At 61.1% G+C, this 21,318-nt stretch carries 17 protein-coding genes; 3 read left to right on the forward strand and 14 right to left on the reverse strand.

Translation table 11 applies throughout. The annotated features are described in order from the left end of the window. Window positions 1–2 precede the first annotated feature (2 nt). The 5 genes from ACVMDN_RS30055 to ACVMDN_RS30075 form a co-directional block, all read right to left on the reverse strand. Entirely contained in the window at window positions 3–1,322 is a 1,320-nt protein-coding gene (locus tag ACVMDN_RS30055) for a DUF4910 domain-containing protein (protein WP_456814873.1), read from the reverse strand. Between the two features lie 17 nt (window positions 1,323–1,339). Next, the gene (locus tag ACVMDN_RS30060; RefSeq protein WP_456814874.1) at window positions 1,340–2,410 is read right to left on the reverse strand and encodes an NAD-dependent epimerase/dehydratase family protein; all 1,071 of its coding nucleotides are present in this window, start codon (window positions 2,408–2,410) and stop codon (window positions 1,340–1,342) included. Window positions 2,411–2,530: 120 nt separating this feature from the next. After that, entirely contained in the window at window positions 2,531–3,514 is a 984-nt protein-coding gene (locus tag ACVMDN_RS30065; RefSeq protein ID WP_233475248.1) for a GNAT family N-acetyltransferase, read from the reverse strand. A 247-nt stretch (window positions 3,515–3,761) separates the two neighbouring features. Continuing rightward, a complete protein-coding gene (locus ACVMDN_RS30070) occupies window positions 3,762–5,726 on the reverse strand; it encodes a hypothetical protein (RefSeq protein ID WP_456814875.1) in 1,965 nt (654 codons plus the stop codon). Between the two features lie 44 nt (window positions 5,727–5,770). Beyond that, the gene (locus ACVMDN_RS30075) at window positions 5,771–7,147 is read right to left on the reverse strand and encodes an O-antigen ligase family protein (protein WP_456834794.1); all 1,377 of its coding nucleotides are present in this window, start codon (window positions 7,145–7,147) and stop codon (window positions 5,771–5,773) included. 549 nt (window positions 7,148–7,696) lie between these two features. Between ACVMDN_RS30075 and ACVMDN_RS30080 the strand changes: the two genes are divergently transcribed. Beyond that, a complete protein-coding gene (locus tag ACVMDN_RS30080; protein WP_057017391.1) occupies window positions 7,697–8,896 on the forward strand; it encodes a polysaccharide biosynthesis/export family protein in 1,200 nt (399 codons plus the stop codon). Continuing rightward, window positions 8,893–10,170, forward strand: coding sequence for an acyltransferase family protein (locus ACVMDN_RS30085; protein ID WP_456814878.1), 1,278 nt, complete (start codon window positions 8,893–8,895; stop codon window positions 10,168–10,170). Before ACVMDN_RS30080 ends, ACVMDN_RS30085 begins: the two co-directional genes overlap by 4 nt. Here ACVMDN_RS30085 and ACVMDN_RS30090 read toward each other — a convergent pair. After that, complete coding sequence (locus ACVMDN_RS30090) at window positions 10,106–11,401, reverse strand: glycosyltransferase family 4 protein (RefSeq protein ID WP_456834793.1); 1,296 nt, start codon at window positions 11,399–11,401, stop codon at window positions 10,106–10,108. The genes ACVMDN_RS30085 and ACVMDN_RS30090 overlap by 65 nt on opposite strands. Before the next feature lie 270 nt (window positions 11,402–11,671). On the opposite strand from ACVMDN_RS30090, the gene asnB reads away from it, so the two are divergent. Next, window positions 11,672–13,612, forward strand: coding sequence for an asparagine synthase (glutamine-hydrolyzing) (gene asnB, locus ACVMDN_RS30095; protein ID WP_057017388.1), 1,941 nt, complete (start codon window positions 11,672–11,674; stop codon window positions 13,610–13,612). A gap of 13 nt (window positions 13,613–13,625) precedes the next feature. On the opposite strand, the gene ACVMDN_RS30100 is transcribed toward asnB, so the two are convergent. The 8 genes from ACVMDN_RS30100 to ACVMDN_RS30135 form a co-directional block, all read right to left on the reverse strand. After that, window positions 13,626–13,904 carry a hypothetical protein gene (locus tag ACVMDN_RS30100; protein ID WP_456782533.1) on the reverse strand — a complete coding sequence of 93 codons (279 nt, stop codon included), beginning with the start codon at window positions 13,902–13,904 and terminating at the stop codon, window positions 13,626–13,628. Then, the gene (locus tag ACVMDN_RS30105; protein WP_076826890.1) at window positions 13,901–14,119 is read right to left on the reverse strand and encodes a hypothetical protein; all 219 of its coding nucleotides are present in this window, start codon (window positions 14,117–14,119) and stop codon (window positions 13,901–13,903) included. Before ACVMDN_RS30105 ends, ACVMDN_RS30100 begins: the two co-directional genes overlap by 4 nt. A gap of 420 nt (window positions 14,120–14,539) precedes the next feature. Continuing rightward, window positions 14,540–15,910: an NADH:flavin oxidoreductase/NADH oxidase gene (locus ACVMDN_RS30110; protein ID WP_253638763.1), complete on the reverse strand. Its 1,371-nt coding sequence runs from the start codon at window positions 15,908–15,910 to the stop codon at window positions 14,540–14,542. Next, entirely contained in the window at window positions 15,792–16,799 is a 1,008-nt protein-coding gene (locus ACVMDN_RS30115; RefSeq protein WP_233475241.1) for a LacI family DNA-binding transcriptional regulator, read from the reverse strand. Before ACVMDN_RS30115 ends, ACVMDN_RS30110 begins: the two co-directional genes overlap by 119 nt. Window positions 16,800–17,018: 219 nt before the next feature. Next, window positions 17,019–17,906, reverse strand: coding sequence for an MBL fold metallo-hydrolase (locus ACVMDN_RS30120; RefSeq protein WP_253638762.1), 888 nt, complete (start codon window positions 17,904–17,906; stop codon window positions 17,019–17,021). Next, a complete protein-coding gene (locus tag ACVMDN_RS30125) occupies window positions 17,903–18,715 on the reverse strand; it encodes an aspartate/glutamate racemase family protein (RefSeq protein WP_253638761.1) in 813 nt (270 codons plus the stop codon). Before ACVMDN_RS30125 ends, ACVMDN_RS30120 begins: the two co-directional genes overlap by 4 nt. 8 nt (window positions 18,716–18,723) lie before the next feature. After that, the gene (locus ACVMDN_RS30130) at window positions 18,724–20,097 is read right to left on the reverse strand and encodes an MmgE/PrpD family protein (RefSeq protein WP_229188879.1); all 1,374 of its coding nucleotides are present in this window, start codon (window positions 20,095–20,097) and stop codon (window positions 18,724–18,726) included. Window positions 20,098–20,108: 11 nt separating this feature from the next. Next, window positions 20,109–21,311: an acyl-CoA dehydrogenase family protein gene (locus ACVMDN_RS30135; protein WP_375162579.1), complete on the reverse strand. Its 1,203-nt coding sequence runs from the start codon at window positions 21,309–21,311 to the stop codon at window positions 20,109–20,111. Window positions 21,312–21,318: the final 7 nt, after the last annotated feature.

Consider the following 21,318-nt stretch of genomic DNA (forward strand, 5'->3'; position numbering starts at 1 on the left):
GCTTACCGCACAGGCGCGAGGAGCCCGTGGCGCTCGAGCACTTTTGCTGTCGTCAGAATGACCGGGAACGGCAGGTCGGCACGCCTGGCGATATCAAGCAGAGAATGATGTCCGTCGGACAGATTTAGAATCCACAGCATCGCCATGTTGGCTGCAGCAGCGTCCTTGTCGCCGCCGATCGCACCATAGAGTCCGCGTCTACCCAGCTGCGGTTCGCCTTTCGGCGACGTGTTGTAGTAGCTACGGTTGCCTTCGAGCAGGTCGATGACTTCGGAAATGATGCGGAAGGATTCCCCGAGGTGCTCCGGCCGAATGAAGCTCAGGTCGTCGGCCGAGGTATGATACTGAGGGATGGCACCGAAACGGCTGCGCTGAAACAATCCCACCGGCAGGTTGAACCCGGGCGAGCAGTATTGCCGCTCATCATAGCCGTAGGGCGAAAACGCCAAAATCGTCGGCGTCAGTTTGGAATGCTGCAGCGTGTGTAACATTGCACGGTCGATTTCGGCATCGCCCTGCCTGCTCTTCTTGTATGTCGGACCGGCGCCGTCTCCGACCATTGATACCACGAGGCCGTGCTTGATATGAGACACACGATGCTCATTGCGGGCGAGCCAGGTGATCGCGCCAATCGTTCCCGGCGCAAAGAGAAACCGATAGCTGTATCGCGTTCGCATCTGGGAGATGCGGCTTGCGAGCTCCGCAAGCAGGGCCAGACCGGAACAATTGTCATTGGCAAGCGAGGGATGGCAAACATGCGCCGACAGAAGCACCTCGTCGTCTGACTCTCCCCGGTGAAAATACTCACCATAGGTCAAATGCCCGTCGGCGAGGGTCGAGTCGATCACGACCTCGTAGCTATCGTCCCGCAGTTGCTCCAGCTGTCGGTGGGCCATGCAGAAAGCCCAGTTTTCCTGGTAGTAAGACGTTCGGTAGGGGACCAGGTCCGGCTGATCGGGCAATGTGAAGATGTGGGACTTAAGCTCGTCCAACAACATGGTGCGGCGCACCGGCACGCTGTAGCTCATGACGTGCAGGTTCGATTCGTTGAAATCTACGACCTTCCGGCCCCGCGGGTCCTTGATGTACGCGTCCCGGATGTTCCACTCACGTGGCACGACCCAGTCGAGAACGGGTGTACCGGTCGGCACCTCGTGGACATCAAGGGAGATGTACGCACCGATCTCCCGAAGGGTCTGCCGCACACCGTTACCGGTAATGCTGCGGCAGATCGGGTAGATCTTTTGGGCAAGCGCAAAGATCTTTGCGCCTGAATTCGTGCCATCGTCTGCCGCCGACACGCCGTCCTCCTGGTGTGTCAAATCGATCGGCGCGTGTATTAGTTCGCGGCGAGAGCCGATTGCCCGACGCTCTGCCTCGACTTTACATGGCGGAGATCCGCATCGAGCACGGCGTCCGCCAGCAACTTGTTGACGTGGCTGATGCGCTGATACCGGGGACCTTCGAACTCTTCGAGCGTGATGCCCGAGACCCGGTAGGCCTTATAGAGCTGCTCCGCGCCCATCTTCGCATCCCATTGCGGCTTGAACTCCGGCAGCCTGGTTCGAATCTTTTCGAAGCTCACGCGATAGGACCGCGTGTCGGGACCGGCGCCATCGGCAAATTCGATCTGACAACCGGGGACAACATCGGCGACGATCTTCGCGAGATCGCGAATCTGGTAGTTGTGCGCCGTCTGGCCGACGTTGAAAGCTTCATTGAACACCGCCGCCTCGGGAGCCTCCATCGCCGCGATAAAGGCGCGGGAGATGTCCTCGATGTGAACGATGGGCCGCCAGGGCGTGCCGTCCGACTTCAAGAGGATCTTCCGCGTTGTCACCGCCCAGGCAACGAGATTGTTCAGCACGACATCGAATCGGAGCCGGGGAGATACGCCGTAAGCCGTTGCGGGTCGCAGGTAGACCGGGCAAAATCCGTCACCGGCGAGGCTGGCAATATCGCGCTCCGACTGCACCTTGGATTCGCCATAAGCAGTCACCGGGTTGAGGGCTCCGGTTTCGTCGATCATCCCGTCGCCCGCCTTGCCGTAGTTGCTGCAGGAGGACGCAAACACGAACCGTCGCACACCGGCTTGCTTGGCCAGCTGCGCGAGGCGCACGCTGGCTACATGATTGATCTGGTCGGTAAGGCCAGGTCTCAGATTGCCGAGCGGATCGTTAGACAGCGCGGCAAGATGCAGGACCGCGTCAAAAGCCTTCAGGTCCGCAAGTTCGATGTCTCGCGTGTCCTTGCAAAGGGCCGGCACATCCACGATCGACCCGCCCTCTGCAAATGTGCAGCGAGAGTACAGATCGCTGTCGAGGCCCACGACTTCGTGCCCGGCACGCCGTAGCATCGGGGTGAGCACTGTTCCGATGTAGCCGAGATGTCCGCTCACGAGAACGCGCATCTAAACGCCTCCAAATTTATTCTGTTTCTATCTCGCCTACTTATTTCAAAATCGCCCGCTGATGCACGTGTTTGTAAAACCTTAGTTAATGGCGCGCCTGAAATTGCGGGAACGATCCGCTCAGGACGACGGAAAATGGTTGAGCCGTACCCCATGATCGTTGACGTCGCCGGTAGCGGCGCCAGGCGAGAGACGCCGCAGCAGCGCTTGGGGAACTCTGCGTAGTTGCCGGTGAAGCCGGTAACGTGTGGTGGAGCGGCTGACGTCGAAGCGATTGGCCAGTTCTCCGCCGAACGCCACAACGAATTTGTATCGCGCCTCGTTTTCGATTCCGCCATCGAAATCGAAATGAAGGCCCCGCTCGTGCGCCAGCTCGATGCCACTCCAGAGGAGCAGACTTACTGCGCCTGGATGCGCAATGCTCCTGTCCCGCGATGACAGGAAATAGTGCACGAACTTGTGGTCCCAGACGAAGAAGACCTGGGCGTGGACGTTGTTGTTCGAGTCCACCGCCGCGAGGATCTTGCATTGCTGTCGCTCGCTCGCGGCGGCATAGACAGCTTCCAATCGCGAGAGGTCGAAATACGATTTCGCGCCCTCCAGGTTGGCCTGGTAATACTTCACGAAGTATTTTGGGGACGTGACTTCGCGAATGGCGAGCCGTTCCTGCGCGCGTCGTATCACGTTCTTTGTCTTGTCGCGCAATCCCGACCAGAGCTCGTCTCGGGGGATCGTGCATTTCAGCATGAAAGTCGGATGCGCGCGCACCTCGTAGCCGCACGCGAGGAACGCGGCCACATCGCTGAACCCGGTATCGAGCGTCATCTCGACGTGATCGAAATCCGCGACCTGTTTGAGCAGGTCAGTGATGACCGCATGCGCCAACCGCATGCGCGCTTCCGTCTTGCCGGACTGCAGCGTGACCGTCGGTCCGAGAAAGCGCGTGATCTGAGGCATCTCACATATGTTCATCCCGCCTTCAGTACGCGTGACGAACCGCAGAGAACCCACGACGCGCCCGCCACGCGAACAAGTGACTTCGCGCCAGCCACCGGGAGCCAGCGCATCCAGCCACCAATCCTCGTGAAAGACCGATTTGCGCATCAAATTCCTCTTCCGGAGACTAACCGGATAGCGAATCGGCAATCTGATTAAACCAAAACGTGCAGAAATGCCCAAGGTCCGCGCGGATCAGAAGGCCTTAGCTTCTATTGTAGTTAACGACGTCTGCAGCATTTAAATCGGGGCGCTCGCCTAGTTAGCCTCCGAGCTCGGCGTCGGTCAGGTGACGCATTGACGCAATACCGCGCCTGTTCAAAACATATTTAATCATTGCCCTCGAGGCGTGTGCTCACTGCGAATTTTTGCGTGCCGATCCATCCAAATTTGGCTGCACGAACGGCGTGCCGGCGTCATAGCGCGCTTTGGCCGGAAGCACATGAAGCTTCGTCTCTCCGACCGGGTCCACCCAAGGCCACTCGTATCCGCGCCCGGCGTCGAAGAACGGGGGGCGGCTTGTGAGGTACATGGAAGCAGGCAAGGCGCGATCCTCGCTTCCGGAATCCCAGTGCGTTTTGTTGGTGAGGTAATCAAAATTGCCATATCGAATCGTGGACGTCGCAACCTTTGCGTCCGTCGGATATGGCTTCACGGCGTCCCAGCCGAGCATCCAGACGCCGGGCTTTGCGTCGGTAAAACGAGTATCATACGACCAGCCGTCCATCTGACCGGGAACCCCGAGCACGTTTCCTATGAAAGACATCCAGTAGGAATACGCCATCAGACCAGCGGCGCGACGCGGCCCATTGCGGGGCTGCGACACATCATCGATCGTCCCGCCAGCCTGATTGTCGAACGCTGCCCGGACGCCGCGCAGATAGTTGCGGAAAAACGTGTGATAGATGCTGTTGCCGTGAGTGTCGTCGCTGTCGGCGTTCTGAGCATAGTTGCCCTCGAACAAGACGTGATGGGCGCCCACCATGTGGCTGGCGTTGAGCCCGGTCTCGATCCAGGCTCCATTGGTATTGATGTAGCCCATGTCCATGTAGTTGTAACCGACCACCGAACCGGCCCCGGCGGAACGCGCCACCACCAGCTTGTTGGCCCTCACGGCAATTCCATTCTCGATCAGAACTTCCGACGATCCGGCGGAAAGGCTAATGGCATATCCGCCTCCGCCGGGTTGAGCCCAGGCCGCGTCGTGCACGTAGAACTCGCGCAGTTCGACCCGGAAGGAGCTGTGAATTGCAAAGCCTTCGCCGTGCCAGACCGAATTGTCGACATTCTTCGCCCACGAAGAAGCAGCCCAATTGAAGCGAAGATTGCCCGCGTCGCCCCCCTTGAGCGCCAGATCTTCGATGCCCGCGTGCTTCACATGCGGCTGCGCGAACCGTGACAGTTGAGCTGCGTTTGCCTTCCGATAGCTGATGTGAATTGGGGTCGTGAAGGTGATCCTGGAACCGGAGACGGCGCTGATCTCCTTGATCTCGGCAACAGGCCGATCAGGTCTTCCGAACCACGATCCAGCGCTCTGTGACGTCGACGGAAACGCATCGGGTGCAAAGTCGTCGACAAACTGAATTGCAGGTTTGTGCTTTTGCCAGACAACCCTGAAATCTTCCGACGCCCAGATCTGCCCTCGCCCCTGCGGGTCGACACGCCAATCAGCGGCCGACGCCTCGTCGAGCAGCACGATCTGTCCAGGCACGAAGCCTGCAGCATCGTCGACCTCGACGGTTTTTTCGCCCTTTATTGCATCATTCCGAAGGTTCGCCGATCGCACGGCATTGACCGTATCGCTCGTGCTGGAGAAAAGCGACGGTCCCACCACGACCAGCGGAGACGGCTTGGCACCGACTGCGTCATTAAAAGGTTTCGCGCCATCCTGCTTTTCGAGCATCGTCCGGCCCGGACCGGAGCCGCGCAGCGTGATTGCCTTGTTGAGCAGCAGGAAATTGCCGCCATTGATCAGAAACCGTCCCGCGGACAGTTGCACGACCTGCCCTACCGGACATGCGTTGATTGCGCCCTGGATTACCGCAGCGTCATCGAGTGTGCCGCCACGAGGCGACAGCGTCGCGCAGATGGTTTTTCGAGAGGGTATACTACCCTCGGCCATCAGGCCGGGTTGCCAGGTGGTCGCGCGATCTGAGGGCAGTATCTCCATCGAATCGAGAGCAAATGCGGACGAATGGCTTGAGCATGCAACGAAGATCATCGTTGCAGCCAAACATCGCCAAGGTCGCCGCCGCGGGGCGGCTCGCAGCGTCTCGTGATCAGGGTTGCGCCGCGTCGCGATGACCTTCCGGTTGAACATGCATCCTCTGACTTGCAGCGCCGAACCGACCGGCTTCGCGCCTGCTAGCGTGACCTCACGACGTTGACGGCAGTGGACGGCGGCCTGAACCGCGATCCGTGGGTGCGCCGCATTGCTGGACGCCTGGCTATCCGCAAGCTGGCCGCGGGACGCGCCTGTCCCCAATATCTGGCAGCTTCAACCGCGGCTATAACGAACACGACCCACAGCATTTCGAAGCCACGCATCCACGTGCTCTCGAGACCGTTGGTAATGGCAACGTAGAGAACGATCGACAGCAGGATCCATGCCCGCGAAAGATCAAAACGCGCCAGGCGACCAATGCCGTGTATCGTCGCAAGGATGAACGCGACAAGCAGGAAAAATCCCGCATAGCCTAGTTCAAGCAACGTGTCTTCATACCCATTGTGGGCGTTGGGCATCTCCTTGACCCAGCCCGGCGCTTCCACGATGCTCGGCGCGTCGGGCCCAACCAGCCAGAACGACTGATAACCCCAGCCCAGCAGCGGCTTCTTTGCGATTTGCATATTTGCAAAATCCCAAATGATGGTACGGCCCGTGAAGCTCGAATCGCCATACAGCATGTACGACACGCGATTCATGCTGAAGCCGGTGACGAACGAAAAGACCATCCAGCAAATCGGTATCGATACGACAATCACCCACACCGGAACGCGGGTAGCCCTGGAAAGCTTGAGCAAGGTCCAGGCGAACGCCGGGACAAGCACCGCAAGTGCAAGTGCCGTCTTTGAATTGCTCAGCAGCAGCAGCGCAACAGACATCAGCGCGGTAACGATGCCGAGAATCCGTCGCCGTCCGGGATGAAGCAGTTCATGTAGCGCAAGCAGGAATGCAACGGCAGCGCATTCGCCTAGATAGTTCTTGCCCGAGAAATAGCCCGGATAGCCCCATGTGGCGAATTTCACATCGATCGGCGGCCGGCCCATGACGAACAGCAGATTCAGCACGGAAGCGATAAAGAAGCACCAGAACAAGCCGCGCAGCAGGTCGGTCGATCGAGTTGCAACGATCGCCGGGAGCGCGATCGAGGCAATGATCATGGCCTGCTGCGCAAACCTGATCCCCGAAGCCTCCGGCTTGAATGCCCAGGCAACGCTCGCCCCCGCCAGCGCAAGATAGGCAAACAGTATGATCAGGATCGGCGGAAAGCGGAGTCGCGACCGATTGCGCAGCGCAACGACGAGCGCGACTGCGGACAGGATCGGCCAAAAGATTTTGCTCTCTGGTCGAGCTTCCAAAAGACAAGCCGAGTCCGTCGGACTACAGGTCACGAGGATCAGGGGAAAAGCAATCGTGGCGTAGACACAAGCCAGCAGCGGGATGATTGCGTATCTATCGATTACCCGATCGGACGGGGCCGCCAAGCCTGGTCGCTGAGAACGCAATACGGCTTCGTGCATGCTCGGTGCCCGTCAACTCCAGTCGCCAAGGCAGCACGCTGATCGTTACTCGCCCGCCTTGCCCGATCGTGGGGCCACGCAGCGATACGATCAGCCTCTCAATGGTGCTGGCGCCAACACGTACTCAGACACGGCTCCGAACACCAACGATAAGTCAATCTTTCCTGAATTTTTATAGTGAACGCTTCGTTAACGCTTGTCCCCTAGCGTGGCGCACAGGGCGGGCTGTTTCGCCTGGTCGATTGATATTCCGGGAAATTGTGGATGCCGCGTAAGCACATGTTTACTCGCGCAAATTTCTTCCGAGCCTGTGTCCGGCGGTGCGGCGGTCGATGCCGGACGGCGACGACCGCAAGCGGCGCGCAAGCAAGCGCGAAGAAGAGACCGGCGTTTACCAAGACTCCGTTCGCTAATCTTCGTTAACCAGGGTCCAATGTCGTGCCGAGAAGTGCAGGCAAGAGTAGTCAACGAACGCCGCGCCTGACCACTCGCGAAGTGACGCCGGCGCATTCGGCTGGCAATTCCTCGCGTCTCGGTGGTGGCCGCCTATTGGGCGCCCTGGCCATCACAGCGACAATCGCGCTCGCTGGCTGCTCGACCATGCCGACCTCGGGACCGGCAAGCTCGTATGTCCGCGCGGGGCAGACCGACCCTGAAAGCGTGCACTATGCTCTGGTGCGCCTGACGGCTGACACCGAGAGGGTCCTGGTGCGCAACTCCAGGCGGATCGACCGCGTTTTCACGGATCGCCGCGGTCCGCCCGAGATTCGTTTTGGCATCGGCGACACGGTCAGCGTGACGCTGTTCGAATCGATGGCCGGTGGCCTGTTTACTCCAACCGAAGCCGGCACACGTCAGGGAAATTACGTCACGTTGCCCAATCAGGCCGTGAACTACAAAGGCAACATCACGGTTCCGTATGGTGGCTCGATCCGCGCTGCGGGCCGGACGCCGGAGGAAGTCCAGAATGCGATCGTGAAGTCCCTGCAGGACCGTGCGATCGAACCACAGGCAGTGGTTGCGCTGGTGGATCAGAAGGCAACGTCCATCAGCGTATTGGGCGAGGTCGGAACGCCTGCACGCTTGCCCGCAAGCGCCAGCGGCGAGCGGCTGCTCGACATCATCACGCGTGCGGGCGGCCCCAAGAATCCCGGCTTCGATACCTGGGTGACCCTCGAACGCGACGGCCGGCAGGGTACCGCACCGTTCGGATCGCTGCTCAGCCAACCGGCAAACAACATCTTCGTTCGCCCCCAAGATACGGTCTACGTATTCACGCAGCCGCAAACCTTCCTCGCGATGGGCGCCTCCGGGCAACAGGGGCAGTTCTCGTTTGGAGCCTGGCGCCTGACACTGGCCGAGGCCATGGCGAAAGCGGGCGGCCTCAAGGATGATCACGCCGACCCTGGGTCCGTGTTTATTTACCGCGGGGAGCCACGCGAAGTTGCCAAGCAGCTCGGCGTCGACTGCACTCGCTATAGCGGACCCCTTGTCCCGGTTATCTATATTCTCGATTTGAGAGATCCCGGCGGCTACTTCATCGCGACAGAATTCGAGATGCGGAATAAAGATGTCATCTTCGCGTCCAACGCAAATTCTGTCGAAGCGACAAAGTTCATGACTTACCTGCGGATGATCATCGGCACAGTGAGCGATCCAATCGTCGCCGGGATCGATGCCTACACGCTGAAGGGACTCGCCAACGGCAGCATCTCTGGCGCGACAACCATCGTTACGTCGTCCCGATGACGACAATTGGCCTGGCGGAATCGGCTCGCGCGGCAGGTATGCTGCCGGCAACCGAATCCGCCGAGGCAGCAGTCCGCGACCGGTGGCCCCGCCTTCACGGACACATTCCTGCGCTCGACGGCGTGCGGGGACTTGCCATCGTCATGGTGATGCTGCTGCACTTCGTCGGCAATACGTTGCCCACCAACGCTGTCGAGAAGATCGTCGTCGGAATCACCAACTACGGCTCCTACGGCGTCGAGTTGTTCTTCGTCCTGTCCGGCTTTCTCATCACCGGCATCCTCTATGATTCAAGGGAGGAGCCGAACTTCTTTCGCAATTTCTATATACGGCGCGTGCTGCGGATTTTTCCGCTCTATTATGGCGTGCTTGCGCTTGTCTTCTTCGTCGCTCCGCTTTTGAGCCCGCTGCGTGGTCCGACCCTCGACTATCTGATAGATCGTCAGACCTGGGCCTGGCTGTACGGAGTCAACGTCTACATCGCATGGAACGGTGACTGGTCATTCTCATATCTGGAGCATCTCTGGTCGCTTTGCATCGAAGAACATTTCTATTTCTTCTGGCCGCTCGTCGTATATCTGGTCGCGAAGCAACCGAGAAAGTTGATTGCGGTCAGCCTCGGCCTATCGGTCGCTGCGATGCTCGCTCGCCTGGGCGGCTCCTTGGCCGGACTTAGCTGGTGGACAACCTACGTGTTGACACCGTTTCGCCTGGACGGTCTGGCCCTTGGCGCCTTCCTCGCCGTGGTGGTCCGACAACCGGGCGGACTTCAGCGACTTGTAGGCGCCCTTCCATACGTTGCGTCCACTGCATTTGGCTTGCTGTCCCTGACTTTCATCTGGACGCGCCTGGTGACCGACCAAGGTAACGCTTTCGTCCTTCCGGTTCGGTCTTCCATCATCACCGTGCTGTTGGCTTGTCTCCTCATCTGGGCGCTTGTTGCGCCAAAGCGTTCCTTGGTATCGCGCCTTTTCTGCAGCCGACCGCTGATGTTTCTCGGGACCTATAGCTACGGCCTGTACGTCTACCATCACTTTATATCGTACTATCTCGTGACTCACCGAACCGAACTGGCACTCGGCGAATGGCTCGGCTCTCACAGCGCAGCCGTGGCAATACAGGCGACAGCGGGAGCACTCGTCTCGCTGCTGATCGCTTATCTGAGCTATGAATTCGTCGAAAAGCGTTTCCTGGACCTGAAGCGGTTCTTCAACGCTCGGCGCGCCGTTGCTGCTGGCGAAGCGTTGGCGCCTTCCCATCCGTACCGCAACTGATGGCGAGCCTCGTACGGTAAAAGCCCTCGAGAGCGCGAGCTGCTGAACTCCAGGCATACTTGCTTTCGGCCAAATGCCTCGCGGAACGTCCGAGATCCGCAGCGCGATCGGCATAGCCCAGCAAGCCGCTGACACGGGCGGCAAAGCTCTCGACATCGTCCGCGATCATGATGTTACGATCCGGCACGGCCTCGATCCCCTCGGCGCCCAGGGTTGTCGAGACGATTGCCTTGCCCATCGCCATAGCCTCGACAATCTTGAGCCGTGTCCCGCCTCCCAATCGCAGAGGGACGACGACGACCGCCGCCTCGGCAAGATGCGGTCTCAGATCCGGCACGAAGCCGGTGAACTCGATTCGCGGACCCGCCAGCGCCAACAAGGCGGAGGGCGGCGACCCGCCAATGATCTTGCAACGCGCATCCGGATGGCTGGCCGCGATGCGCGGCCATATATCATTGATGAAGTGGATGACACCGTCGACATTCGGTGCATATGACAAAAGGCCAAAGAACACGACAGTGCGCCCGTCGGGCTTCGGATCGTCGGCACGCGGGCGATAGAACTCGATATCCGCGGCATTGGGAATGACAGTAGTCCTGGCTTCCGGCACTTCTTCAAGCAGCCGTCGTTCGTCAGCAGCGCTGCACAGATAGACGCCATCCGCGTCACGATAGGTCCCGAGCTCCTCCTTCCGAAGCTTGCGCCAATTGACTTCGGAATAAAGGCGACGAAACAAGCTGTCGCCGCTTTGGGCGTACTGTCGGGCAAGGTCGTAGTCGATATTGTGAGAATCCACGACCAATACCGGAAGCTTCTCTCCTGCCGGCGCCTTGCGCAGTTCGTAGTGACCAAGGAACGTGAACTCGAGATTAACCACGTCGAAGCGCGTCGACCCAAGCAAGTCATCCAGCGTCTGACGCACGACGTCAGCCGTGATTCGCAAACGCTCGAAGCTGAGGGGCGATACCAGGGAGCGGAGTTGAAGCAGGCGCTTCGGCATCCCATCGCGACCGAACGGGTTACGCACGAGTACCACCTTGCGGCAGTAGGCCTGCATGGCAGTTCGGCATTCCTCGATGTCGTGCTCGTCATCCACGAGCATGACTGCCGTCAGGTCATGGCGCTGAGCCAATTCCGTCATCAAACCGTGCATACGTGCCTGCGCGCCGATCCGCGGCGGGCTCGCAGGCATTTGTGACACGAAGAGAATATTTAGGCGGTCTGAGTGCATCGATCCAAACCTGCCTGCCGACGTCGACAGGTACTGAGATGCTCGCTGAGGCCCACATTCACATAGCTCGGCTTACTCAATGCTTAAGCCGAAGCCTTGCGTTAATAGTTGCCTCGTTCCTCTTAACGAAACAATGATAGAAAGGCGGCGTGTCCATTTATCCGCTTGGATTTTCGACGTAAAAGCATTGCCGAAGCAGTCTTGGTAGGTTCTCCGCAACGTTACCTCGTGCGGGCCAGCTCAAGCTCAAGCCGCGAAGGCGACGATTGAATGTGCGGTATCTCGGGTATCATCGGCCGGCTTGACGAAAACAACCGGGCCGCGCTCGCTCGGATGAGCAAGGCCATGATCCATCGCGGGCCGGACGGCCATGGCTCGTGGGCTTCGACGCCGGATGCCCGCGGCTGGGGTGTCATGCTCGATCACCGCCGCCTCTCGATCCTCGATCTGTCATCCGCCGGCGCCCAACCGATGGTGGACGATACAACCGGGCACGTGATTTCGTTCAACGGCGAAATCTACAACTATGTCGCCCTGCGCAAACGCCTCGAGAGCGAAGGGCAGTCTTTTCGGTCCAGCGGCGACACCGCCGTCATGCTGCGGGCACTCGGGCTGCATGGCCTGGAGGCAGTCGGATGGCTGCGCGGCATGTTCGCATTCGCAAGCTGGGATCCGCAACAGCGACGACTTCTGCTTGCGCGCGACCAGCTCGGCATCAAGCCGCTCTATATCGCGCAGTCCAGCAATCCGAACACGACGTGGTCGCTGATATTTGCATCCGAATTGCGTGCATTGCTGGCCTCAGGCTTGCTCGGAACGCCGCGTCTTGATCCGCAGGCGGTTGCGAGCAACGTATGGAACGGGTTTGTTGTCGGCCCCTGCACCGCCGTTCAGGGTGTTGAACTTCTTGCGCCGGGTCACTACGCTGAGTTTGACGGGACAGGCCGCAAAATAAGCGAGCACGATTTCTGGCGCATTCCCGGAGAGGCGCCAAAACCGACAATGGACGAAGCGGCGCTTGCCTCGATCCTCGACGAAGGGATGAAGCTTCACCTCGCCAGTGATGTGCCGCTCGCGGTTTTCCTGTCGGGCGGCATCGATTCCTCCGCGATGGCAAATCTCGCGCAACTGACCGCTGACGCCCCGGTTCATACTTTCACGCTCGCGTTCGAGGACCAGCAGTTCAACGAAGCGCCGTTCGCAAGGCAGACCGCTGCGGCAATCGGCACTCAGCATCATGAAGTAGTGTTGTCCGAGCAGCGGTTCGTCGACAGTCTGGACGACGCCCTCGATAGTCTCGACCAGCCAACCTTCGATGGACTGAACGCCTATTTCATCTCCCGGGCCATTCGCGAAGCAGGCTTTACCGTCGCGCTGTCAGGAACCGGGGGTGACGAGCTGTTCGGCGGGTATCCGACGTACCGCGATCTTCCGATCTTGCAGCAGTGGTGTCATCGGGGCCGCGCATTTCCCAGAAAATGGCAAGCCAAGGCTGCAGCTTTGTTGACTTGGCCCCTGCGACGATCCTCGCATCCCGTGCCGCCTCAAACGCGCTGGGCGAAGCTTCCGGATATGGTCGATCGTAGCGAGGATCTTTTGGCGTTATACCAGATGGCCTACGCGCTCTTCCTGCCTGGATTTCAGGGTGAATTGCTTGCACCGGATTTCGCGGGCTCGCTCATGGAAGGCCTTCCCGACGCGATGCGCCGGCGGCTGACGGCCGAAACGGCCGGCCGCACCCCTGTTTCCGCTATTAGCGTGATGGAACAACGTCTCTTTTTGGGTGAACGCCTCCTGCGCGACAATGATGCAGCAAGCATGGCCAGCTCGCTCGAGCAGCGCGTTCCGCTGGTCGACCACGTATTGTTTGAAAGCGTCGACGCCCTGTCGGACCAAGCGCGATATCAGCCCTTGGGGCGCAAAGATATGCTTCGGCGGATCGGATTGCGCGGTCTCGATCCTGCGCTCTTCGAGCGCCCAAAGACTGGCTTCGTCATGCCCTTTGACCGGTGGATTCGCCGCGGATTGAAGGACGCCATGGATCGAACCATGCGCGATCCGCAGGCGATCGCGCCTACCGGCCTGAATCCCGACGCGGTTGAGCGACTTTGGCGAGCCTTTCTCGACGGAGCGCCCGGCATGTACTGGTCGCGGGTTTGGTCCATCTACACGTTTGTCCGTTGGTGCCATCGCAACGGCGTTTACGCATGAACAGCGAGTGCCTTCACCGGCTGTATCGCCGCTCACTCTGACCATTCGTCCAATCGATAACGTCGAACTCGAGCCCTCGCTTCAACATCTCCGCCTCAAGATCGCGGGCATGCCGCTTCCATTCGGCCGTCGATCGGACTCGGAATTTGGGATCTTTGCCGCTTGCCTCGAATTCATCGTCGGCCTCGAGCGCGCCGCGGATAGCTTCGTATATCATCCTCAGACTGGGATCGGTGATGGCACTGCAGGCCATTGGTTTCAGTGTCTCGATCTCGTCGAAGGTTTTGCTCATGGCAATGATCGATCCTCATCTACGCGCGCTAGCGCGCCTTCGATGACCTCGATCTCCTCGCGGAGGATATCGCTCACGATCGACGGCTTGAACCCTGGAATGGTGTGCATCTGAACATCATCCAGCAATTGCTGTCGATGGTGCCTCAGCTTTTCCAGGGCTTGGCGATCCTTCAACGAAACGTAGCCGGCAACAATCTGCTCGATGGCTTTCATCGGAAATGCGCTCTACAATAAGAATAACGTACTGCAATCTCTCGATTAAATTGGCCAAATCGCGTCCTGACAAGACCCCCGCCTTAGTGCTCGTGCGATAGCGTTAACGCTCAGTCCGTAAAAATCCGGACCTCCACGACATGATTCCGCCGCTTGTCGGGATCCGGCTGAAAGCGAGAAGTCGGTTCGATCGTCTTTGTCGAGTTACTTCCACGCAACACGATGGGGAGGATGCAGAAGAACCTGTCGTGCGACCGCTTCGCCGATATCTACTCGGCGCAGGTTCAGCAGCGAACCTGAAACGCGCTGCTGGACCCGCGCTGCGATACCCGTCGCGCGGCACCGCGGATCCTCAAAGATAGTAGCGATGCCGTGGACGGCGTTCCGTTCACCGGCTGCGAGCGATGTGTGTGACGCCGGTCAGGAGTGACGCGTAACGACGCCCGTCGGCGTGGCAAAGCCCTGGAGAGTCTTGATCCGCTTCTCGAGCCACCAGCCGAACTCGGGCGACCAATCTTCGAAACGGCTGTTGATGCCGAGATCGTGCGCCCAGTGGTGTGCGATGTTGGGATTGAACTGCGATTGCCGCCCGACGGCAATGAGGTCGGCTTGGCCTTTCTGAAGGATGGCCTCGGCCTGCTGCGCCTCGAGAATGATGCCGACGGCCATGGTGGTGACATCCGCCTCCTTGCGCACGCGCTCGGCGAAAGGAACCTGGAAGCCGAGGCTGCGCGGCACTTGCGCTGCCGTAGCCGCGCCGGAGATTCCGCCGGAGGAACAGTCGACGACGTCGACGCCGCGCGTCTTCAGCTCGCGCGCGAAGGCGACCGTATCATCCATGTTCCAGCCCTCGACAGTGCCGTCGACGGACGAGACGCGCACGAACAGCGGCATGTCCGCCGGCATTTCGCGGCGCACCGCCTCGACGATCTCGAGCGGCAGACGCATGCGCCCGGCGCGGTCGCCGCCATACTCGTCATTACGTGTGTTGGAGACCGGCGACAGGAACGAGGCCAGCAGATAGCCGTGCGCGGTGTGGATCTCGATGGTGTCGAACCCGGCGGCAACCGCCCGCCTTGCAGCGGCTGCCCAGGTGCCGACCATGGCCTTGCACTCGGCGGTGGTCAATTGCCGTGGCGTCAGCCAGCCCTTGGCGACCGGTTCGGCGGTCGGGCCTACCGGTTGCCAGATCCTGGCGCCGGCTTTCAGATTCTCTTCGGTCAGCGGCCCCATGCCTTGCATGGCGGACTGTGCCGACGACTTGCGGCCGCCGTGGCCGATCTGAATGCCGATCGCCGTCCCCTGACGCTTCATGAAGGCGACCAGCGGCTTGAAGCTCTCGGCCTGCTCGTCATTCCAGATGCCGAGATCGTTTTCGTTGGTGAGTCCGACTTCCTCCACCGCCGTCACTTCGACGAAGACGAGCCCAAATCCACCGAGCGCATAGCGACCAAGGTGTACGAGATGAAACGCTCCGCAGGTATTTCCCGGTTCGCAGCTGTAATGGACCATCGGCGGCACGACGAGGCGGTTCTTCAGCGTAAGGCCTCGAATCGTGAGTGGCTTGAACAGCATCGGCCGCTCGTCTTCTTTGCCGTTGATCATTTCACCACTCATGGAATTGTCTCCTTGCATGCTATGGCCGTCCGTTCGTGCCATGGACGGCAAGTCTTCAGGTACGTCTTGGGGGCCCCAGCGACGCGCGCGGGATGAACTCGTTGGGCACGAGCACGCGCCGCGGCTCGTGCGGACCGTCGTTTCGGATGCGATCGAGCAGCATGCCAGCCGCAATCCGGCCGACCTCCGCCTGATCCCAGCCGATGATGGCGACGGCCGGCGAGACGAGCTCGGCGAGCTCGGAATGGCCTGACGCGATCAGCGACACGTCCTCAGGTATCCGCAGGCCTCGCCCGCGCACCGCGCGCAGCACGCCAGACAGCATGTCGATGCCGCCGGAAATGATCGCGGTCGGAGGGTTGCGCTGGCCGAGCAATGCCGAGGTGATACGAAATCCAGCGCCGGGCAGGAAGCTCCCGGCGTGAACGAGCGAGGGATCGGGCTCGAGATTTCGCGCGGCAAAAGCCTCCTGATAGCCGCGAACGCGTTCGCGCGCCGGATAGAGCCCGGCGTCGCCGGTGATCAGCGCCACGCGCCGATGACCAAGATCGAGCAAATGACTGACCGCGACGCGCATCCCTTCGGCGTGATCGGCCATAACGGCATCAGTCCAATCCGGCTGATCACGATCGATCAGCACGATCGGAATATCGAGATCGCGCAGGAAGGCCTCGAACTCACCGGCGATCGGCGTGTACGGCCCCATCATCACGCCGTCGGCCTGCCGCCGCGACAGCCGGCTGAGCAGCTCTCGCTCACGCTCCTTGCGGCCTTCCGAGTTGGAGATGAGCAGCGAGAATCCGACCTCGTCCAGCACGTCGTGCGCGGCTTTGACGAAGCCGGCGAGTTGCGGAATGTTGATCTCACGCAAGATGCAGCCGATCGTGTGGGTCGACCGGATGCGCATGCTCTGAGCAACCGCGTTCGGCGTATAGCCCAGATCATCGATTGCGCGCTGGACCTTCCGGCGGATGTCGGGATGGACGGTGGCATTGGCATTGAGCACCCGCGACACCGTGCCGGTCGAAACGCCCGCTGCGGTCGCCACGTCGCGGATCGTCAATTTGCTTCCGCGACCTGCCGTTTGCTGTTCTGCCATCACCATCACCGGGGCTGAGACCTCAATCCCCTGCACAATACGCGGAAGCCAATTCGGCCGCAGGTGCTATCCGCCGGCCGAAGGCAAATGATTTGTGCATTTCTCCACCGTGATCCAAACGGCCTGGCCTCCCGTCCTTGTTCCGGAACGATCAGATGGCGTCGGCTTCGACGATATTGCGGCTCATACTTCGAACGCCCACTGCTCCGCCACCAGGCTGTATCGGCCTGTCTCGCGCCGCATATGTCCGAACCCGGGGAAATGCAGATGCATGCCGCCGACCAGCATGTCGTCAGTGACCACCACGTCGAACATCATCTGACGAGCGGCCGCGGCGGCCTCGGGGTCGGTGTCGAATTCCATTGTCACTTCCGGACGTGCAACCTGGATCTCCGGCACATGGACCGTGTCTCCCCAAACCACCATTGATTCGCGGCCGCGCGATACGACATAGGCGGCGTGGCCGGGGGTATGACCGTGGATCGGGATCGCCGTGACGCCCGGGAGCACCTCGCCCTTCCGGAATGTCTTGACGCGATCGGCAGCCATATAGGGCTTCAGCTGGGTGCGGCCGGCCTCGAAATAGCGGCGCCGGGGCCGCTCGGCCGCCTTGGCCATCGCCTCGTCGTTGAACCAGTGATTGATCTCGTTCTCATGGACGATGACTTCCGCATTGGGAAACAGCCGCGTTCCGGTTGCGGCATCTGTCAGCCCGTTGGAATGGTCGGGATGGACATGGGTCAGCAGCACCGCGTCGACCGAGGCCGGATCGATGCCGGCGGCAGCGAGATTTGCCGGCAGGCGACCGCAGGTCGGCCCCATCAGATCCGCTGATCCGCAGTCGATCAGGTAGGTCCGGTTGTCCATGCGCACGGCAAAGGCGTTGACCGAGATGCGCGGCGGCGAGGTGCGGTGATCGCGCGCCAGAATGGCCTTGGTTTCCTCCTCGGGCATATTGCGAAAGATCGTGTATCCCATGTCGACGTAACCGTCGCTGAGGCCGGTGACCAGCGCGTCGCCAAGCCTGCGGTGATAGACTCCTGCGACTTGCGTTGAGGGTGAAGTGCTCATTGTGCGTCCCCTTGCCAAAATCTTGCAACGATCGCTGCATCGTCGCGCCTGTGGTGCCAGCTCCGGCCCACGCCAAGTTGCGCCTTCGACCAGAGCCTGATCTGCATCAGCGCGTAGGCCCAGGTGACGGCAAACACGTCCATCACAGGAGCACCGGCGATGCGGTGGACGCCGTGACGAACCAAGAGTTCCGCCAGCACGCCTTCCGCCGGAATGATGACGTCAGCGCCGCGCGCCACCAGGCGCTCGGCCGCGGCGGTGAAATTTGCGATGACCGGAGCCGGGTCGGCGTAAGCACGCGCCAGCTGCGGCTCGTCGAGCGGCGGATCCATCGCCGCGACCTCCAGCACACGCGCGGCGAGCTTGTGCTTGTCGACCGCCACCTTCGTCATCCACTGCACCGCCGGCGCATTGGAGATCAATGCCACATAGCTGCCGAGCGAGCAGCCGACCAGAAGACCACTCTCGGTCAGCGAGGCGACGGGAATATCCACCGCGGAGCGGATCTCGCGCAGAAACGGCTCGCTGAACGAGCCGATCACGAAGGCATCATAACCCTGCCGCTCGGCCGCGATCGCATTGTCGATCACCCGGCTGAGAATGCGGTGATAGGCGAATGCATTGCCGAGCACCGCAGTGGCCGAAGCGCCGGCGTATGATCCGGACGGAAGCCCGTGGACGACGACCTCGGCGTCGTCGCCAAGGATTTCCGCCGCATGGGCCTCGAGCGCGCGCTTGTAGACTTCGAGATGATCGAGCTCGTTGACCGACTGGTGCCAGATCCGCGGCGTCGATCTCTTCCCAGGCATTGCCGCGCTCATGCGTCGCCCCGATCGTTGGTCAGGCGCAGCGAACGGATCGACCCGAGGTCCTCGATATTCCAGAGCTGCTCGAACAGTGCTGCGGCCTGGCCTTGCTTGAACACCCGGGTCGCGCAGTCCATGAACTTATCCTGCAGTTCGTCGCGCAAAAGCGGGCGCTGCCAGCTGCCCTTGGCATGAACCACCGGCGCGTGCTCAAGCACTTCGCCCGACGTCAACACGACGCTGACGCGGTCGGCCGGCGCGAACGGCTGGTCGCCCGGCATGATCTCGTCCGTCGTCGTGCAGCGAACCTTGGCGAAGGTAGCGCCGACGTCGGGCCGCGAGACGAACTCATCGGTGAGCTCGGACAGCCCGACACGGCCGGCGATCAGCGCGGCGGTCATCGCGAATTCCATGCTGAACTTGGCCTCGAGACCGGTCTGCGGATTGGTGTTGCGCAACATCAGCCTTTGGGTGACGCCGGTGTGGACCCGAATTTCCTTCACGTCGTCGGGTTTGAGCTTGTGCGCATTCACCAGGCCAATCATCGCGTCGATCGAACGATGGGTCGCATAGCAGGTCGGATAGCGCTTCACATTGATGCCGAGATCGGCCAGCCGCCAGTTGCGGCCTATATCGATCGTCCCGTTTTCGATATCCGGCGTGCCCGATGGCGAATGGGCGCGCAGGAAGCCGGTTTGGTGCTCGAGCACGTCCAGCGATGCGGTAAATCCCTGATCGGCGAGGCGCGCGGCAAGCACGCCGGATTGAGCGGTGCGGCCGGCATGCAGCGATTTGGTCATGGTGCCGAAATTGGCGACCAGTCCGGAGGCGAGCGAGGCGGCGATCGCGATGGCATGCGCGGTCTTCGTGGAGTCGAGATTGCGCAGCCGCGCACAGGCGGCCGCGGTGGCGAGCGCGCCCATCACGGCCGTCGGGTGAAAGCCGCGCTCATGGAGGTGACCGGGCTCCAGCGCAATGACCTGCGCCCAGACTTCGTAGCCCGCGGCATAGGCGGCGAGCGCGTCGGCACCGCTGGAGTCGAGCGACCAGCCTTCGGCCAGGATGGCCGGCACCAGCACCGTGCTCGGATGTCCGGCCAGCGCCACGTCGTCATAGTCGAGCACATGCGCCGCGACGCCGTTGACGAGCGCAGCATCCGGCGCCGCGAGATTGCGGCCCGACGGAACCTCGGGCGCGCCGTCGTTCTGCGTGGACGCGGCCACCATCGCCGACACGATCCGCACCGGCTGCTCGGCGGCGCCAGCGATCATGACGCCGACGCAGTCGATGATGCCGGTCCGCGCCGCCTCGCGGCAGCGGCCGGACAGATCGGACAGCTTGAGGCCGGCTACAAAATTGGCCGTCTGACGCGTGATATCCAGCATGGGTCGTCTCCTCAGTAGGAACGCGGAAGACCGAGCACGTGCTGCGCCACAAAGGCCAGCACCATGTTGGTCGAGATCGGGGCTGTCTGGTAAAGACGGACCTCACGCCACTTGCGCTCGACGTCGTATTCCTGCGCAAAGGCGAAGCCGCCATGGGTCTGGAATGTCGTATCGGCAGCCTTCCAGGTGGCCTCCGACGCCAGCAGCTTGGCGATATTGGCGTCTGCTCCGCAGGGCTGCCCGGCCTGGAACAGCGCGGCGGCGCGGCGGCACATCATGTCGGCGGCTTCGAGTTCGGCGTAGGCGCGCGCCAGCGGAAACTGGATGCCTTGATTCTGGCCGATCGATCGTCCGAAGACGCGCCGCTCATTGGCATAAGCGACGCCCTTGCCGAGAAGCCAGCGTCCGTCGCCCACACATTCGGAGGCGACCAGGATTCGTTCGGCGTTCATGCCGTCGAGGATGTAGCGAAAGCCCTTGCCTTCCTCCCCGATGAGATTGGCGACCGGCACTTTCAGGTTCTCGATGAACACCTCTGTCGCATTGTGATTGACCATCGCCTTGATCGGGCGGATTTCGACGCCGTTGCCCTTGGCCTCACGCAAGTCGACGAGGAACACCGAAAGTCCGTCGGTGCGCCGCTTCACCTGATCGACCGGACTGGTGCGCGCCAGCAGCAGCATCAGGTCGGAGTGCAGCGCCCGCGACGTCCAGACCTTCTGGCCGTTGACGACATAGACGTCCCCCTGACGCTCGGCGCGGGTCTTGAGCTGGGTGGTATCGGAGCCGGTATTGGGCTCGGTTACGCCAAAGGCCTGCAGCCGCAGCCGTCCCGCCGCGATTTCCGGCAGGTAGGTCCGCTTCTGGGTCTCGTTGCCGTGACGAAGCAACGTACCCATGATGTACATCTGGGCATGCGCGGGACTGGCGCTGCAGCCGTTCGCATTGATCTCTTCGAGGATCACTGCCGCCGCACGCAGCGGCAGGCCCGAACCGCCATATTCCTCCGGGATCAGCGCGCCGAGGAATCCCGCCTCCGTCAACGCCGCGACGAATTCGGTCGGATAGGCGCTTTGATCGTCGAGCTTGCGCCAGTATTCGCCCGGAAAGCCCTTGCAGATCTGCCGCACCGTGTTGCGCAGGTCGGAGAAATCCTCGCCCAACGTGACGGTGACCTCCATGTCGGCGGTTTGGGCGGCGTCGTGATAGTTCATGTCATAT

This window comes from Bradyrhizobium sp. USDA 4510 (assembly GCF_054059095.1).

Bases quoted from the DNA above. Each gene is read 5' to 3' on its own strand.
- ACVMDN_RS30060 (WP_456814874.1), bottom strand. From the start codon at position 2,410: ATGCGCGTTCTCGTGAGCGGACATCTCGGCTACATCGGAACAGTGCTC.
- ACVMDN_RS30065 (WP_233475248.1), bottom strand. From the start codon at position 3,514: ATGCGCAAATCGGTCTTTCACGAGGATTGGTGGCTGGATGCGCTGGCT.
- ACVMDN_RS30070 (WP_456814875.1), bottom strand. From the start codon at position 5,726: ATGTTCAACCGGAAGGTCATCGCGACGCGGCGCAACCCTGATCACGAG.
- ACVMDN_RS30075 (WP_456834794.1), bottom strand. From the start codon at position 7,147: ATGCACGAAGCCGTATTGCGTTCTCAGCGACCAGGCTTGGCGGCCCCG.
- ACVMDN_RS30085 (WP_456814878.1), top strand. From the start codon at position 8,893: ATGACGACAATTGGCCTGGCGGAATCGGCTCGCGCGGCAGGTATGCTG.
- ACVMDN_RS30090 (WP_456834793.1), bottom strand. From the start codon at position 11,401: ATGCACTCAGACCGCCTAAATATTCTCTTCGTGTCACAAATGCCTGCG.
- asnB (WP_057017388.1), top strand. From the start codon at position 11,672: ATGTGCGGTATCTCGGGTATCATCGGCCGGCTTGACGAAAACAACCGG.
- ACVMDN_RS30100 (WP_456782533.1), bottom strand. From the start codon at position 13,904: ATGAGCAAAACCTTCGACGAGATCGAGACACTGAAACCAATGGCCTGC.
- ACVMDN_RS30105 (WP_076826890.1), bottom strand. From the start codon at position 14,119: ATGAAAGCCATCGAGCAGATTGTTGCCGGCTACGTTTCGTTGAAGGAT.
- ACVMDN_RS30120 (WP_253638762.1), bottom strand. From the start codon at position 17,906: ATGAGCACTTCACCCTCAACGCAAGTCGCAGGAGTCTATCACCGCAGG.
- ACVMDN_RS30125 (WP_253638761.1), bottom strand. From the start codon at position 18,715: ATGCCTGGGAAGAGATCGACGCCGCGGATCTGGCACCAGTCGGTCAAC.
- ACVMDN_RS30130 (WP_229188879.1), bottom strand. From the start codon at position 20,097: ATGCTGGATATCACGCGTCAGACGGCCAATTTTGTAGCCGGCCTCAAG.
- ACVMDN_RS30135 (WP_375162579.1), bottom strand. From the start codon at position 21,311: ATGAACTATCACGACGCCGCCCAAACCGCCGACATGGAGGTCACCGTC.